General features: G+C 70.0%; 14 protein-coding genes. 5 read left to right on the top strand and 9 right to left on the bottom strand.

What is annotated here, in order from left to right:
- The first annotated feature begins 68 nt into the window (after positions 1-68).
- Positions 69-536: a DUF4383 domain-containing protein gene (locus tag E7742_RS02075; RefSeq protein ID WP_217497519.1), complete on the top strand. Its 468-nt coding sequence runs from the start codon at positions 69-71 to the stop codon at positions 534-536.
- A 70-nt stretch (positions 537-606) separates the two neighbouring features.
- Here E7742_RS02075 and E7742_RS02070 read toward each other — a convergent pair whose 3' ends face one another.
- The 5 genes from E7742_RS02070 to E7742_RS02050 all read right to left on the bottom strand — a co-directional run bounded on the left by E7742_RS02070 (position 607) and on the right by E7742_RS02050 (position 5792).
- Positions 607-1662 (bottom strand): enoyl-CoA hydratase/isomerase family protein, encoded by a 1056-nt coding sequence (locus tag E7742_RS02070; protein WP_137797408.1) that lies wholly within the window; start codon positions 1660-1662, stop codon positions 607-609.
- Between the two features lie 24 nt (positions 1663-1686).
- Positions 1687-2391, bottom strand: coding sequence for a pyridoxine/pyridoxamine 5'-phosphate oxidase (locus E7742_RS02065; protein WP_137797407.1), 705 nt, complete (start codon positions 2389-2391; stop codon positions 1687-1689).
- A 47-nt stretch (positions 2392-2438) separates the two neighbouring features.
- The gene (locus tag E7742_RS02060; protein ID WP_137797406.1) at positions 2439-2933 is read right to left on the bottom strand and encodes a nuclear transport factor 2 family protein; all 495 of its coding nucleotides are present in this window, start codon (positions 2931-2933) and stop codon (positions 2439-2441) included.
- Positions 2934-3066: 133 nt separating this feature from the next.
- On the bottom strand, positions 3067-4857 hold the full coding sequence (locus E7742_RS02055) for an ABC-F family ATP-binding cassette domain-containing protein (RefSeq protein WP_137797405.1): 1791 nt from the start codon (positions 4855-4857) through the stop codon (positions 3067-3069).
- Positions 4857-5792, bottom strand: a complete 936-nt coding sequence (locus E7742_RS02050) for a 4-(cytidine 5'-diphospho)-2-C-methyl-D-erythritol kinase (protein ID WP_137797404.1) — start codon at positions 5790-5792, stop codon at positions 4857-4859. The genes E7742_RS02055 and E7742_RS02050 overlap by 1 nt, the downstream gene beginning before the upstream one ends.
- A gap of 138 nt (positions 5793-5930) precedes the next feature.
- On the opposite strand from E7742_RS02050, the gene E7742_RS02045 reads away from it, so the two are divergent.
- Entirely contained in the window at positions 5931-6899 is a 969-nt protein-coding gene (locus E7742_RS02045) for a helix-turn-helix transcriptional regulator (RefSeq protein ID WP_137797403.1), read from the top strand.
- On the opposite strand, the gene E7742_RS02040 is transcribed toward E7742_RS02045, so the two are convergent.
- Together E7742_RS02040 and cspE are read right to left on the bottom strand one after the other, a co-directional pair.
- The gene (locus E7742_RS02040; protein WP_137797402.1) at positions 6884-7363 is read right to left on the bottom strand and encodes a nuclear transport factor 2 family protein; all 480 of its coding nucleotides are present in this window, start codon (positions 7361-7363) and stop codon (positions 6884-6886) included. The two genes, E7742_RS02045 and E7742_RS02040, sit on opposite strands and share 16 nt — an antisense overlap.
- A 146-nt stretch (positions 7364-7509) precedes the next feature.
- Positions 7510-7713, bottom strand: coding sequence for a transcription antiterminator/RNA stability regulator CspE (cspE, locus tag E7742_RS02035; RefSeq protein WP_137723532.1), 204 nt, complete (start codon positions 7711-7713; stop codon positions 7510-7512).
- Positions 7714-8051: 338 nt separating this feature from the next.
- On the opposite strand from cspE, the gene E7742_RS02030 reads away from it, so the two are divergent.
- Genes E7742_RS02030 through E7742_RS02020 form a run of 3 tightly spaced genes read left to right on the top strand, consistent with a single transcriptional unit; the run spans position 8052 to position 11490 of the window.
- Positions 8052-8261, top strand: a complete 210-nt coding sequence (locus E7742_RS02030; protein WP_137797401.1) for a heavy-metal-associated domain-containing protein — start codon at positions 8052-8054, stop codon at positions 8259-8261.
- 8 nt (positions 8262-8269) lie between these two features.
- Positions 8270-9229, top strand: coding sequence for a hypothetical protein (locus tag E7742_RS02025; protein WP_137797400.1), 960 nt, complete (start codon positions 8270-8272; stop codon positions 9227-9229).
- Complete coding sequence (locus E7742_RS02020) at positions 9229-11490, top strand: heavy metal translocating P-type ATPase (RefSeq protein WP_137797399.1); 2262 nt, start codon at positions 9229-9231, stop codon at positions 11488-11490. The genes E7742_RS02025 and E7742_RS02020 overlap by 1 nt, the downstream gene beginning before the upstream one ends.
- Before the next feature lie 70 nt (positions 11491-11560).
- On the opposite strand, the gene E7742_RS02015 is transcribed toward E7742_RS02020, so the two are convergent.
- Together E7742_RS02015 and lppU are read right to left on the bottom strand one after the other, a co-directional pair.
- Positions 11561-13162 (bottom strand): ABC transporter substrate-binding protein, encoded by a 1602-nt coding sequence (locus tag E7742_RS02015; RefSeq protein ID WP_137797398.1) that lies wholly within the window; start codon positions 13160-13162, stop codon positions 11561-11563.
- Between the two features lie 161 nt (positions 13163-13323).
- Complete coding sequence (gene lppU / locus E7742_RS02010; protein ID WP_441346902.1) at positions 13324-13950, bottom strand: LppU family putative lipoprotein; 627 nt, start codon at positions 13948-13950, stop codon at positions 13324-13326.
- Positions 13951-14030: the final 80 nt, after the last annotated feature.

Here is a 14030-nt window from a genome sequence, read left to right as displayed (position 1 = left end):
TTTCCGGGGTGGCGTTCGGGGTATCCGTCGGTGCCAGGCTCGGACCCTTCAGCACGGAAGGTGTACCCATGACGAACAGTTCAGGCATGTTCACCCGCCCGAGGACGCCAGTGCAGCTCGCGGCACTGGTCGTCGGCGCGGTGTTCCTTCTCGTCGGAATACTCGGATTCATTCCCGGCATCACGACCGACTACGACATGCTCGAGTGGGCCGGACACGAATCGGGCGCGAAGCTTCTCGGCATCTTCGAGGTGTCCGTGCTCCACAACATCGTCCATCTCCTGTTCGGTGTCGTGGGCATCGCAGCGGCCCGCGCCGTGGCCAGTGCCAGGTGGTACCTGATCATCGGCGGCATCGTCTACCTGGTGTTGTGGCTCTACGGGCTGGTGATCGACAAGGACTCGGACGCCAATTTCGTCCCCCTCAACACCGCGGACAACTGGCTGCACCTCGTGCTCGGGGTCGTCATGATCGCGCTGGGCGTGGCGCTGACCCGACGGGCCACCGACTCGCCGCTGCGCGAGCCGCGGTACTAGGCGCGAGCCGCGGTCCCACGGGGCACCGCCGAGCGGAGCGAGAGCTGCTCGGCGGTGCCCGGCCGCGGGGTCAGCGGCTGTGTGAGGCCTGGGATTCCACGACATCCGCGGTGATCTCGGTGAACAGTGCCTCGATCGCCTCGGAGTCGATGTCGTCGATCGCCGGCGGATTCCACGACGGGCTGCGGTCCTTGTCGACGAGAACGGCCCGCACCCCCTCGATGAAGTCGGCATTGCGGGTGACCTCGGCGCCGAGGACCAGTTCCAGGTCGAGGCACTGCTCGAGCGTCAGGTCGGCGCCCCGCCGAATCAGCTCGGCGGTGATCCACAGGCTGCTGGGGGCCAGCGTCGTGAGGGCCTCGCGGGTCTGCTTCGACCATTCGTCGTCCGCGGTGAGCCGCTCGACCATGTCGGTGACGGTGCCGGTACCGAAGACCCGGTCGATCTCGCCGCGGCGCTCCTCCAGTTCGGAGGCGGGCGCCGTGGTGGTGTGGCGCGCGAGCACCGCGTCGAGGTCGTCCCCGCTCATGGACCGGATGTCCCCGGCGAGAGCGTCGAGCTTGTCGCTCGGGACGAAGTGGGTGGCCAGCCCGCAGGCGACGGCGTCGGCGGCGGACGCCCGGGCGCCCGTGAGCCCCAGGTACATCCCCGTCGCTCCCGTCAGCCGGGGCAGGAAGTAGCTGGCACCCACGTCGGGGAAGAAGCCGATCGCCGTCTCCGGCATCGCCAGCACGGCATTCTCCGTCACCACCCGTACGGTGCCGTGCACCGAGATGCCCAGTCCGCCGCCCATCGCGTGACCGTCGATCAGGGCGACGTACGGCTTGGGGTAGTTGGCGATGAGCGCGTTGAGTTTGTACTCGGCCGCGAAGAAGCCGTGGACCGCGTTGTGGTCACGGTCGAGGGCGGACTGCCGCACCGACTTGATGTCACCGCCGGCGCAGAAGGCCCGGTCCGATGAGCTGGTCACCAGCACCGCCACGACGGCGTCGTCTTCGCGCCACTTCTCCAACGCAGCATACATGTCGCGAATCATGCTGCCGTCCAAGGCATTGAGCGCCCTCGGGCGATCGAGCACGATCTCTGCGACGTTTCCGTGCACATGGGTCTCGATGAACGACGCCACCGCGACTCCTTCCTGTCGAACTGTTCACGGCCACAACGCGTCGATGCACCAGGCGGCCGCCTCCGAGGGAGGGCGGCGCCGGTAGCGGACACGCAGGTGCCGTCGGCCCGGATCTGCATGCCAGAACTCGACTGTCGCCGGAACCAGACACCAAGCCTGCCAGGTTGCCGAAACGAACGATCGGTCGCCCTCCACCTCCGCTGTCGCCGCCCGGACGGCCCCGTCGTATTCGTCGACGTCGGTGAGGATCTCGCTCTGCCGGCTCGCGGCGGCGACCGCGCGGGCGGTCACCGAGCGGTCGCGGAAGTCGCGGGCGCTGACGTCGGCGCCGCCGCGTTCGGCGACGCCGCGCACCCGGATCTGGCGGCCCTGTTCGCGCCAGTAGAACGTGAGCGCGGCACCGGGGTGCGCCTCGAGCTGACGCGCCTTGGGCGAACGAAGATCGCTCGAGAACCACCACCCGTGCTCGGTGACGTCCTTGAGCAGAAGTGTGCGAGCGTCGGGTTCCCCGGCTGCGTCGACCGTCGAGAGGGTTGCGACCTGCGGTTCGACGACGCCGCTCGCGACCGCCTCCCCGAGCCACGACACGAACAACGTGACGGGATCCGGCGGCAGGCCGGGCTCCCCGGGCATCGGCAGGCCACTCGCCGGCGTCGCCGTCCTCGCACCCGGAACGGCACGGATCCACGCTCGGGTGTCGGGGTACTCGGCACGGGGCGGAACGGTCACCGACCGACCCTATCGGCCACTGTTGCGCCTCGCCGGACAGCCGTCCGTCACGGGGCCACCCCGGGCACACCGTGCTGCGGGGACCCGATCAGCGCCCACCGGTTGGAGGTGAGCCGGAAGCTGGGCACGTCGGCCAACGAGTACACCGACTCGTAGGTCCGCTCGTACGCGGTGTGCGCGATCCGCCACCGTCCCGTGGCGTCGCGCACATAGCGGTCCTGGTAGAACGCCGCGCCGTGCATCATCATCCGGTCCGCCGGCACGACGACGGTGTCGGAGAGGTACCAGATTCCCGTGGCGGTGTCGCCGTCCACGTCGATCTCGGGGTGCCCGCAGTGGTGCTCGGTGATGACGTGGGGCCCGAGCGTGTCCTGCAGGAACGACACGAACGCGTCCCGGGAGTCGAACCGCAGGTGCTCGGCGTAGGTGGCCGTGGCGTCCGGCAGCAGTGTGTCCGCGAAATCCACCCACGACTTCGTGTCGAGCGCACGGACGTACCGGTACTTGAGCCGACTGATCTCGGCTATCGCCTCCAGATCCACGATGCCCGCCCTCCACCCCGCGCGTAAGGTACACGTGCAGGCTAACCGCCCCGCACCCGATTGGGTGGAGTAGTGCGATTATCGTTGCACGGCAGCGACACCGGAGCGATTCGGTGGATTCGGTCGGCGCCCGTCAGTCGAGTTCGGCAGCGAGTTCCATCCACTGTTCCTCCGCGGCTTCCTTCTCTGCCACGACCTGCTTGAGTTCGGCGTCGAGCGTCATCAACCTCGCCGGGTCGGTGGCGGCCTCCGCCAACTGGGCGTGCAGCTTCGCCTCACGCTCGTCGAGCTTGGCCACCGTGCGTTCGAGACGGGACAGCTCCTTGCGGGCAGCCCGATCCGCGGCGCCGTCGCGCGCCGTCCTGGGCGCGGCGGCCCCGGCGCTCGACGCCACCGATTGCGCCACGTTCTCGGGCTGCTGCGCGAGGACCGCACGCCGGCGCAGGTACTCCTCGATGCCGCCGGGCAGGTTGGTGAGCTTGCCGTCCCCGAACAGCGCCCACGTCGAGTCGCAGATCCGCTCGATCAGGTAGCGGTCGTGGGAGATCACCACCATCGTTCCGGCCCACCCGTCGAGGAGGTCCTCGAGCTGCTGGAGGGTGTCGATGTCGAGGTCGTTGGTGGGCTCGTCGAGCAACAGGACGTTGGGCTCTGCCATCAGCACGCGCGTGAGCTGCAGTCGGCGGCGCTCGCCGCCGGACAGGTCCCCGACGGGCGTCCGCTGCCGGGCCGGCGCGAACCCGAGCCGCTCGGCGAGCTGGCCTGCCGAGACCTCCTTGTCGCCCAGCGTGATCCGCTCGGCGACGTCCTTGACGGCCTCGAGAACGCGCATGTCGGTCGGGAGGTCGTCGAGTTCCTGACGCAGCCATCCGATCTTGACGGTCTGGCCCTGGATGCGCTTGCCCTCGGCCGGCTCGAGCTCACCTGCGAGCGTGCGGAGGAGCGTCGTCTTGCCGGAGCCGTTCACGCCGACCAGACCGACCCGCTCCCCCGGAGCCAGCCGCCACGTCAGGTCGTGGACCAGTTCCCGGCCGTCCGGCGTGGTGAGCTTCGCATCTTCGAGTTCGATGACGACACGGCCCAGGCGGCGCTTCGCGAACGAGGCGAGCGCAATGCTGTCCCGGGGTGCGGGCACGTCGGCGATGAGCGCCTCGGCCGCCTCCACCCGGTACTTGGGCTTGGACGTGCGGGCCTGCGGGCCGCGGCGCAGCCACGCCAGTTCCTTGCGCGCCAGGTTCTGTCGCCGCTCCTCGGCGGCGTCGGCCTGGCGGGACCGCTCGGCGCGCGCGAAGATCCAGTCGTTGTAGCCGCCCTCGTAGCTCTCGACCTTGCCGCCCACCACTTCCCACGTACGGGTCGCGACGGTGTCGAGGAACCAGCGGTCGTGGGTGACGACGACGAGCGCCGAACGTCGTGAGACCAGGTGCTCGGCGAGCCACTGCACACCCTCGACGTCGAGGTGGTTGGTGGGCTCGTCGAGGACCAGCAGATCGAGATCCTGCACCAGCGCGGCGGCCAGGGCCACGCGGCGGCGTTCACCGCCCGAGAGTCCGTCCACCCCGGCGTCGAGACCGAGGTTGTCGATACCGATACCCGCGAGGATCCCGCGAATCCGCGCGTCACCGGCCCATTCGTGGTCCGCGACACCCAGCGGGCCCAGGACCACGTCGCCGACGGTCGATCCCTCCGGCAGCACACCGCGCTGCGTCACGACCGCCATCCGCAGTCCGCCGACACGGCTCACCCGTCCCGAATCGGGTTCCTCGATCCCGGCGAGCACCTCCAGCATCGTCGTCTTGCCGCCGCCGTTGAGGCCGACGACGCCGATGCGATCGCCTTCCTGCACGCCGAGCGAGACGGAGTCGAGCAGCGGCTTGATGCCGAAGGACTTCGAAACCTGTTCGAGATTGATCAAATTCGCCATCAGTGGCTGCCCTCCGGCTCGTGGTCGATCACGCGTGCGCCGGGCACCGGCCCGCTCGCGACGCGTACGGTGCGGCAGACTCCCGCACCCGAGAGTTCCGCACCCACGGCGACGGCGGACTCGGCGTCCGAGCACAGGAACGCGCACGTGGGACCCGAACCCGACACGATGCCCGCCAGCGCCCCCGCGGTCACGCCGGCCCGCAGGGTGCGGCGCAGTCCGGGCGCCAGCGACAGCGCCGCCGACTGGAGATCGTTGCCGAGCAGTGGGGCGAGGGCGTCCGCGTCACCCGAGGCGAGCGCGTGCATGAGGTCGGCCTCGTCACCGACGCGCGGCGGGTGTCCCTCGGCGCGCAGCCGGTCGAGTTCGCGGAACACCGTCGGCGTCGACAACCCGCCCTTCGCGAGCGCGAGCACCCAGTGGAAACTGTTGCGGGACAGGACGGGCAGCAGCTTCTCCCCGCGTCCGGTCCCGACCGCGGTACCGCCGTGGAGACTGAAGGGGACGTCGCTGCCGAGCCGGGCGGCGAAGGCGGCGAGGCTGCCGCGGTCGAGGCCCAACTGCCACAGCTCGTCGAGCGCCACCAGCGCGGCGGCCGCGTCCGCGCTCCCGCCGGCCATGCCGCCCGCGACCGGGATGCCCTTGACGATGGAGATCTCGACGTCGGGCGCGATCCCCGCCTCGGCGGCGAGCATCTCCGCTGCCTTCCACACCAGGTTGGCGCTGTCGGTGGGAACCGCGTCGGCGCCCTCGCCGCGCACCCGCACGGTGAGCGTCTCGGCGGGAACGACGGACACGTCGTCGGTGAGCGACAGCGCCTGGAAGACGGTTCTCAGCTCGTGGTAGCCGTCCTCGCGCAGATCACCGACCGCCAGGTGCAGGTTGACCTTGGACGGTGCCCGGACGGTGACGGGGCGAGGAACGACGGACAGCACAGGTTCCCACAATAGGCGGTGCGCCCGAGGTGGCGAAAACGCACCTCAGACGGCACATCCCCGGGGCAGGGACCGGACGGCGACACCACGAACCATTGCGGACACCCGGCGTCCGCAATCGGTGAGATGCTCTGAGGCATGCGGGAAACTTCGGCACGGCTGCTCCGGCTGCTCTCCCTGCTCCAGACCCGGCGGGACTGGTCCGGGGTGGAGTTGGCCGAGCGCCTGGACATCACTCCGCGCACGGTCCGGCGGGACGTCGACAAGTTGCGCGGGCTGGGCTACCCCGTCGACGCGACCGTGGGCGTGGGCGGCGGCTACCGCCTCGGTGCGGGCGCGGAGATGCCGCCCCTGCTCCTCGACGACGACGAGGTGCTCGCCGTGGCGCTCGGACTGCAGTCCGGGGCGACGGGGTCGGTCGTCGGGATCGGTGATTCGTCGGTGCGGGCGCTGACGAAGTTGCGGCAGGTGATGCCGTCGCGGCTGCGCCATCGGCTCGAAGCCCTGCAGGTGGACGTGGTGCCCCGCGAACCGGCACGCAGCGCCGTCGACGCGCGGGTGCTGTCGGCGATCGCGTCGGTGTGCCACGCCCACGAGCGGCTTCGCTTCGACTACCGCGCGCACGACGGCAGCGAGAGCCGACGCGAGGTGGAGCCGTACCGGCTGGTGCGGTCGGGCTGGCGGTGGTACCTCGTCGCGTGGGACACGCAGCGCGACGACTGGCGGTCGTTCCGCGTCGACCGCATGGACCCCAAGATCCCGACCGGGCCGCGCTTCGCACCGCGCGAGCTTCCACCCGGAGGCGCCGCGGAGTTCGTCGCGCGCGGCGTCGATCGCGCGGTGACCCGGGTCCGCGCACGCGTACTGCTGCACGCGCCGATCGAGGACATCGCACCGATGGTCGACGCGGCGTGGGGAACCCTCGAGGACGGGCCCGACGACCACTGCGTCGTGGCCCTCGGCGGCGAGTCGCTGCGGTCGATCGCCCGCTGGCTCAGCGCTTTCGACGTCGACTTCACCGTGCTGGATCCACCCGAACTGCGGGAGGAGTGCCGGCAGGCGGCGCAGCGCCACGCCGTGCTGGTCCGCCGTTACGGCGACGCCTGACCCGGCACCGGCATCCAGCCGCCGCCGGTGTCGTTGCGGATCCAGTCGACCTCGATCCGCCGGTCCGCGATGGCCCACCGGCCGTCACGACGCTCGAAACGGTCGAGATACCGCAGCCAGACGACCAGGAAGTTGCGGGTCGGGTTGCCGGCGTCGGCCGCGCTGGTGTGCTGCGCCATCGCGTACGTCTCCGCCTCGGCGGTGTCGCCGTCCAGTTCGATCAATTGGTTGCCCGCGAAGTGGAAGGTGCGGTCGAACAGGCCGAACCCGCCCGGGTCGGCGAGGAACTGCATGAACTCGTCCAGCCCACCCTGGTAGAACGGCGCGTAGTCGTTGTGCGCGTCCTCGAAGAAGCATCCGCGCACCAGGTCCCAGTCGCGTCGGTCGACGCCCCGGAAGTAGCGGAGCAGCACGTCGCCGATCTCCGCTCGGTCACCGAGTGCGCGGACGTCCTGAGGTGTCACCTGGGCCTCCCTGTCGTCGAGTGTTGCCGAACCCTAACGCCGAGAAGCGCAGGCGGAAAGACGAATCGACGGCGAGCCGGGCCGGATACGCGAAACGGGGCCCCGCTCTGTCGAGCGGGGCCCCGTTCACATCACGTCAGCGGATGTCAGATGGCGGTGACGTCCGTGGCCTGCGGGCCCTTGTTGCCCTGGCCGATCTCGAAGCGAACGCGCTGGTTCTCCTCGAGGGTGCGGAAGCCGTTGGTCTGGATGGCCGAGTAGTGGACGAAGACGTCGGCGCTGCCGTCGTCGGGCGCGATGAAGCCGAAGCCCTTTTCAGCGTTGAACCACTTCACGGTGCCTTCTGCCATGTTTCTTTCTCTCTCTTACGAAGTGCAAAACTCGGGAAACTCCAGGTCAGGGGTTCCCGGGCCGATGTCACACGGCGGCTTCTTCGATTCCCGAGGAGAGAATCCATCCGCCCGCAACTTAAGGATTTGCGAGCGTGGACTAACACAAACACAAAAACTACGACCGAGACCCAGTCAACCACATGTGAGCGCGAAGCGCCCCAGGACCCTCGTCACACCCGCGGGGAGTGGTGCACGTCTCACGCGACCGCTTGCCAACACATACCCCCCAGGGGTACCTTTCGAAGTGTTGAGCCAGTACCCACACGGGGTACTGGTAACTACACTGGGAGGCAGACATGAGCACCGCCGAATACACCGTCACCGGAATGACCTGCGGGCACTGCGTCGCCTCGGTCAAGGAAGAGGTCGGCGCCATCGACGGTGTCTCCGATGTGGCCGTGGACCTGCAGTCGGGCCGCCTCACCGTCACGTCCGCCACCCCGCTCCCCGAGTCCGCGGTCACCGCGGCCGTCGAGGAAGCGGGCTACACGGCACAGCCGATCTGAGGAATCCGATGCGCACGTCCACCACGCTCATCGCCTACACCGGGGGGCTCGCGGTCGTCTTCGCCGCCGCCCTCGGCGTGGGCGCCGTCACGGGAAGTCCGATCGACATGACGAGCACACACACCGACAGCCACGCGACCGCGGACCCCTCCGCGGGGTCCTCCGCGCAGCCCGGGGCAGGGTCCGTAGCAGGGTCCGTACCCGCGGGGCTGCAGGTCGCACAGGACGGCTACACCCTCGGCGAAATCAGCGCACCGGCACGCGCCGGGGAATCCGGCCGGCTGAGCTTCAGCATCCGGGACGCCTCCGGCGATCCGGTCCGCGCATACGACGAGTTGCACGAGAAGCAACTGCACCTGATCGTCGTCCGCTCCGACACCAGCGAATTCCGGCACGTGCACCCCACGCTCGGCTCCGACGGCCGGTGGTCCATCGACTGGATCTGGCCCACCGGTGGCACCTACCGCGTCTTCGCCGACTTCCAGGCGTCCGGCGCGCCCGGGCAACTCACCCTCGGCCGGAACGTCGACGTCGCCGGCGACCTGCAGCCGGCTCCATTGCCGCCGCCGTCGCGCACCACCACGGTGGACGGCTACACCGTCACCCTGACCGGCGACCTCACCACCACCGGTGGCCCGCTGACACTGCGGGTGTCCCGCGACGGCGTCCCCGTCACCGATCTGGACCCCTACCTGGGGGCGTACGGTCATCTGGTGGCGCTGCGCACCGGCGACCTGGCCTACCTGCACGTCCACCCCGAGGGTGCCCCGGGCGACGGCGTCACCACGCCCGGCCCCGACATCTCGTTCCACGCCCAGGCGCCGAGCGGCGGCACGTACCGGCTGTTCCTCGATTTCCGGCACGAGGGAACCGTCCGCACCGCGGAGTTCACCGTGCCGGTGGGCCCGGAAGACGCGCCTGCGCCCGGGTCCGCCCCCGCCCACGACGGTCACGAAGGAGGACACTGATGACTGCCGCCGATCTCACCACCGGCCGTAGCGACACCATCGAACTCGCGATCGGCGGAATGACGTGCGCCTCGTGCGCCGCGCGGGTGGAGAAGAAACTCAACAAGATCGACGGAGTCACGGCCACCGTCAACTACGCGACCGAGAAGGCGAAGGTTGCCTTCGACGACACGGTCAGCACCGACGACCTGGTCGCGGCCGTCGAGAACGCCGGCTACACCGCGACCCTGCCCACACCCCCGTCCGCCGGCGGCGCCGACACCGCCGCCGAGGATCCGCGGGACCGCGAACTGGCGGCCCTGCGCACCCGGCTGATCGTGTCGGCGGTGCTGTCGATCCCGGTGATCGCGATGGCGATGATTCCGGCCCTGCAGTTCACCAACTGGCAGTGGCTTTCGCTCACGCTGGCCGCCCCGGTCATCGTGTGGGCCGGCCTGCCGTTCCACCGCGCAGCGTGGACCAACCTGCGGCACGGCACCGCGACGATGGACACGCTGATCTCGCTCGGTACGTCGGCGGCGTTCGCGTGGTCGCTGTACGCGCTGTTCTTCGGCAGTGCCGGCGAGCCCGGGATGACGCACGCGTTCGAGCTGACGATCAACCGGATGGACGGCGCCGCCAACATCTATCTCGAAGTCGCGGCCGGCGTCATCACGTTCGTGCTGGCCGGCCGGTACTTCGAGGCCAAGTCGAAGCGAACCGCCGGTGCGGCGCTGCGCGCGCTCCTCGAACTCGGGGCCAAGGAAGTCTCGGTCCTGCGCGACGGCGTCGAATCCCGCATCCCGGCAGACCGGTTGCGGGTCGACGACCTGTTCGTCGTCCGCCCCGGGGAGAAGGTCGCCACCGACGGCGTCGTCGTCGAGGGCAGCTCGGCCGTGGACATGAGCATGCTCACCGGCGAATCGGTACCCGTCGAGGTGGGAGTGGGCGACGACGTCGTCGGCGCCACCGTCAACGCCGGTGGCCGCCTCGTCGTGCGGGCCCGGAGGGTCGGTAGCGACACCCAGCTCGCCCAGATGGCCGCCCTGGTCGAGGACGCCCAGAACGGCAAGGCGGAGGTCCAGCGCCTCGCCGACCGCATCGCCGGTGTCTTCGTCCCGATCGCGATCGCGATCGCGGTGGCCGCACTGGGTTACTGGATCGGAACCGGCAACCCCCTGCAGGTGGCGTTCACCGCCGCCGTCGCGGTGCTGATCATCGCGTGCCCGTGCGCGCTGGGCCTGGCCACTCCGACGGCGCTGCTGGTCGGCACCGGCCGCGGCGCCCAGCTGGGTGTGCTGATCAAGGGACCGGAAGTGCTCGAGACGACCCGCGGCGTCGACACCATCGTGCTCGACAAGACCGGCACCGTCACCACCGGCCGGATGACGCTGGTCGACCTCGTCACCGCCGAGAACGTCGACCGCGACGAGGCGCTGCGCCTGGTGGGCGCGCTCGAGAACGCGTCCGAGCATCCGATCGCGCAGGCCGTCGCCGCCGGCGCCGCGGACCGCGTCGGGAGCCTGCCCGCGGTTGCGGATTTCGTGAACGTCGAGGGCAAGGGCGTCCAGGGCGTCGTCGACGGCCACGCGGTGGTCGCCGGGCGCGAGAGCCTGCTCGCGGACTGGTCGCTGCGCCTGCCCGACGAGCTCGCCCGGGCGAAGCAGGAAGCCGAGAAGCTGGGCCGTACCGCGATCGCGGCCGGCTGGGACGGGCAGGCGCGGGCGGTGTTCGTGGTGGCCGACGCGGTCAAGGACACCAGCGCCGACGCCGTGCGCCGCTTCCAGGCGCTCGGGCTCACCCCGGTGCTGCTGACCGGCGACAACGAGACCGTGGCCCGCACCGTCGCGGCGCAGGTCGGCATCGACACCGTGATCGCCGAGGTGCTTCCCGGCGACAAGGTGGAGGCGATCAAGGACCTGCAGTCGCGCGGCAAGGTCGTCGCGATGGTCGGTGACGGCGTCAACGACGCGGCCGCGCTGGCCCAGGCCGATCTGGGCCTGGCGATGGGCACCGGCACCGACGTCGCGATCGAGGCCGCCGACATCACGCTGGTCCGCGGCGATCTACGCTCGGCCGCCGACGCGATCGAGTTGTCCCGCAAGACCCTGCGCACCATCAAGGGCAACCTGTTCTGGGCGTTCGCCTACAACGCGGCCGCGATTCCGTTGGCCGCGGCGGGGCTGCTGAACCCCATGCTGGCCGGTGCGGCGATGGCGTTCTCGAGCGTGTTCGTCGTCAGCAACAGCCTGCGGCTGCGGCGGTTCCGCCCGTCGGCGTGAGTCGACGCCCGAGGGCCCGGCGACCACACGGCCGCCGGGCCCTCGTCACGTGTCACCGTGTCGTCGGCGGTCAGATGCGACCCGCCTTGTCCAGCAGCATGATTCCCGTCGCGGTGGGTACGACGCCCCGGACGTTCTGCTGCCAGGCGACGTAGATCATCACCGAGCTGACCGGCACACTGGGGACGGTCTCGTTCCACAGCGTCTGGATCTCGGAGATCACGCCGCGGATCTGGTCGTCACCATCGGCGGCCTGCAGCTTGCCGAGCAACGCGTCCATCTGCGGATTCGAGTACCCGGCGAAGTTGGACGTGGACGTGCCCGACAGCGTGGTCTGCAGACCCAGGAACGGAATCGCCTCGTACAGCCCGATGCCGGCGTGCGCCATGTCGTAGTCGTGCTGGACGTACACCTGCTTGACGATGTCACCGGCGTTGTTGGCGTTGGTGATGTTCACCGTGAAGCCCACCGCCTGCAGCAGGGACTGCACCGCCAGGCCGATCGCCGCCTCCGTGGGCTCCTGCAGCACGATGTAGTTCAGCGTGCCGTCGTAGCCGTCGGCCTTCGCCTCGTCGAGCAGCTTGCGGGCGGCGTCCGGATCGTAGGGCAGGCCCGCGGTGTCGCCGGCCCAGCGGGACCGCTCGTCGAACATCGCCTTGCCCGGCAGCCCCAGTCCGTCGTCGCCGCGCTGGCCCACCAGCTCGGGATCGATCGCGAGCGCGATCGCCTTGCGGACCCGCACGTCCGCGCCCGGGCGGCCCTCGCGGTTGTTCACCAACTCGGCGCCGCCGCTGTTGAGGATGCTGAACGAGCCCGGGTAGTCGGCGTCGACGGCGTCGTAGATCGCCTGCGGGTTGCCGCGCATGAACGCGATGTCGATGCCCTTGGTGTTGAGCGACTCGAGGTTCTCGCGGGAGCCGCTCAGCGCGATGAACCGGATCCGCTCCGCCTCGGGCTTGCCGTTCCAGTAGTCCGCACGCGCGGTGAGCACCCGCTCCTCGTTGGGCGCGTACCGCTCGAGTACGAACGGGCCGGCACCGATCGGCTTGAACGCCTCACCATCCCCCGCACCGGGGGCGACGATCATGCCGTGGCCCAGCGCGAGCATCGACGGGAACGTCGGCCACTGCTTGCGCAGGCGGAACTCGACGGTCTGCGGGTCGACCGCGGTGCTGGACTCGACGGCGTCGACCCACACCGCGGCGCCGTTGCCCCGGTTGGTGTTGTAGCGGTTGATGCTCGCCACCACCGCGTTCGCGTCGAGGGGCGTGCCGTCGCTGAACGTGACACCGGGACGCAGTTTCAGCGTCCACACCATCGCGCTGCCGTCGGCCGACAACGACTGCGCCAGCCGCGGCTCGAACTCCCCGGACTTGTCGTCGTACCTCAGCAGGACGTCGTAGACGGCCGCCAACTCGTCACCGCCGCTGCCGCCGCGAGCCGCGGTCTTCGCCGGATCGAGAGTGGCCGCGAGCGCCTGCACACTGAACGTCAACTGCGGGACCGGACTGGGCGTGCCGTCCTGATCGCCCACGAGTCCGACCGCCGGCGGGGTGCGGGTCTCGCCGGAGTCGCCGCCACCGCCGTCCGAGTTCGCACAGCCCGCCAGGACCAGCGCACTCGCGACCACCGCCGCGACGAGCCCCTTGCCGAATACCGATCTGCTGCCCACACACCCTCCCACGCCGAAATGCCTGTGACCTGTGACACAGGTTGGCGTGAGGGTAGGGCCGCGGCGTTATGCGTGGAACGCCCGGTCTCATTGAGCGGGAAAGGGGACGGCCCGCGGGGTGCTCCCCGCGGGCCGCTCGACGCGAAATCCGTTGCGTCCGACTACAGCGGGCGCACCGTTTCCGTGCACACCGTGAATTCGCGCTCGTCGTGGACGAAGCCGCCCTCGGAGCACTGCTCGTAGTCCGCGACGCCCTCGAGGATCTCCACGACACGTTCGATCCCGGAAGCGTCCCGGTCGTTGCAGTCCACGCGCTGCGGCTCGTCCTCGCTGTCGTCCGGGATGCTCATGCACCCGCCGACGACCCAGTCCACGTCGAGACACAACGCGCCGCGCTCGTTGCCCCAGGCCGTCTCGTAGTACACCTGGTCGGCGTCCGACGGGCACTGCGCGTTCTTCGCGGCCTTGGCGATCACCTTGTAGTTGGAATCGGCACTGCCACACAGCGCCTCGGCGATGGTCGCCGCGTCCGAGGTGCCACCGAGCCGCACGCAGTCACCGATCTCGACGTCGATGTCCACCCGGCCACCCCGGTCCGAGCCCTGCTGACCGGCCACCGAGGTGGGGGCGCTCTCCGAGGACGTGGTCGACGACGTCTCCGAGGACGTGGTCGAGGCGTCCGCCGCGACGGGTGCGCCTTCCACGGACTCGCCGCCGCAGCCGGCCAGCAGAGCCGTCGCCGCGACCACGGCGCCCACACCCATCGATCGCCTCATCAATGCCCACATGCGCTTGCTCACAACAGATTTCCTCGAATAGTGCCCACGGAAGCGGCTTCCGGACGATCACCCGAAGCGGCGACCGCGAG

The organism is Rhodococcus sp. SGAir0479, assembly GCF_005484805.1.
In the GTDB taxonomy this organism is placed as follows: domain Bacteria; phylum Actinomycetota; class Actinomycetes; order Mycobacteriales; family Mycobacteriaceae; genus Prescottella.
This window is presented reverse-complemented; position numbering and strand designations above follow the sequence as displayed.

Coding starts and splice junctions, on each gene's coding strand:
- E7742_RS02075 (WP_217497519.1), top strand. CDS start 69: ATGACGAACAGTTCAGGCATGTTCACCCGCCCGAGGACGCCAGTGCAG.
- E7742_RS02055 (WP_137797405.1), bottom strand. CDS start 4,857: ATGGCGAATTTGATCAATCTCGAACAGGTTTCGAAGTCCTTCGGCATC.
- E7742_RS02045 (WP_137797403.1), top strand. CDS start 5,931: ATGCGGGAAACTTCGGCACGGCTGCTCCGGCTGCTCTCCCTGCTCCAG.
- cspE (WP_137723532.1), bottom strand. CDS start 7,713: ATGGCAGAAGGCACCGTGAAGTGGTTCAACGCTGAAAAGGGCTTCGGC.
- E7742_RS02030 (WP_137797401.1), top strand. CDS start 8,052: ATGAGCACCGCCGAATACACCGTCACCGGAATGACCTGCGGGCACTGC.
- E7742_RS02025 (WP_137797400.1), top strand. CDS start 8,270: ATGCGCACGTCCACCACGCTCATCGCCTACACCGGGGGGCTCGCGGTC.
- E7742_RS02020 (WP_137797399.1), top strand. CDS start 9,229: ATGACTGCCGCCGATCTCACCACCGGCCGTAGCGACACCATCGAACTC.
- lppU (WP_441346902.1), bottom strand. CDS start 13,950: ATGTGGGCATTGATGAGGCGATCGATGGGTGTGGGCGCCGTGGTCGCG.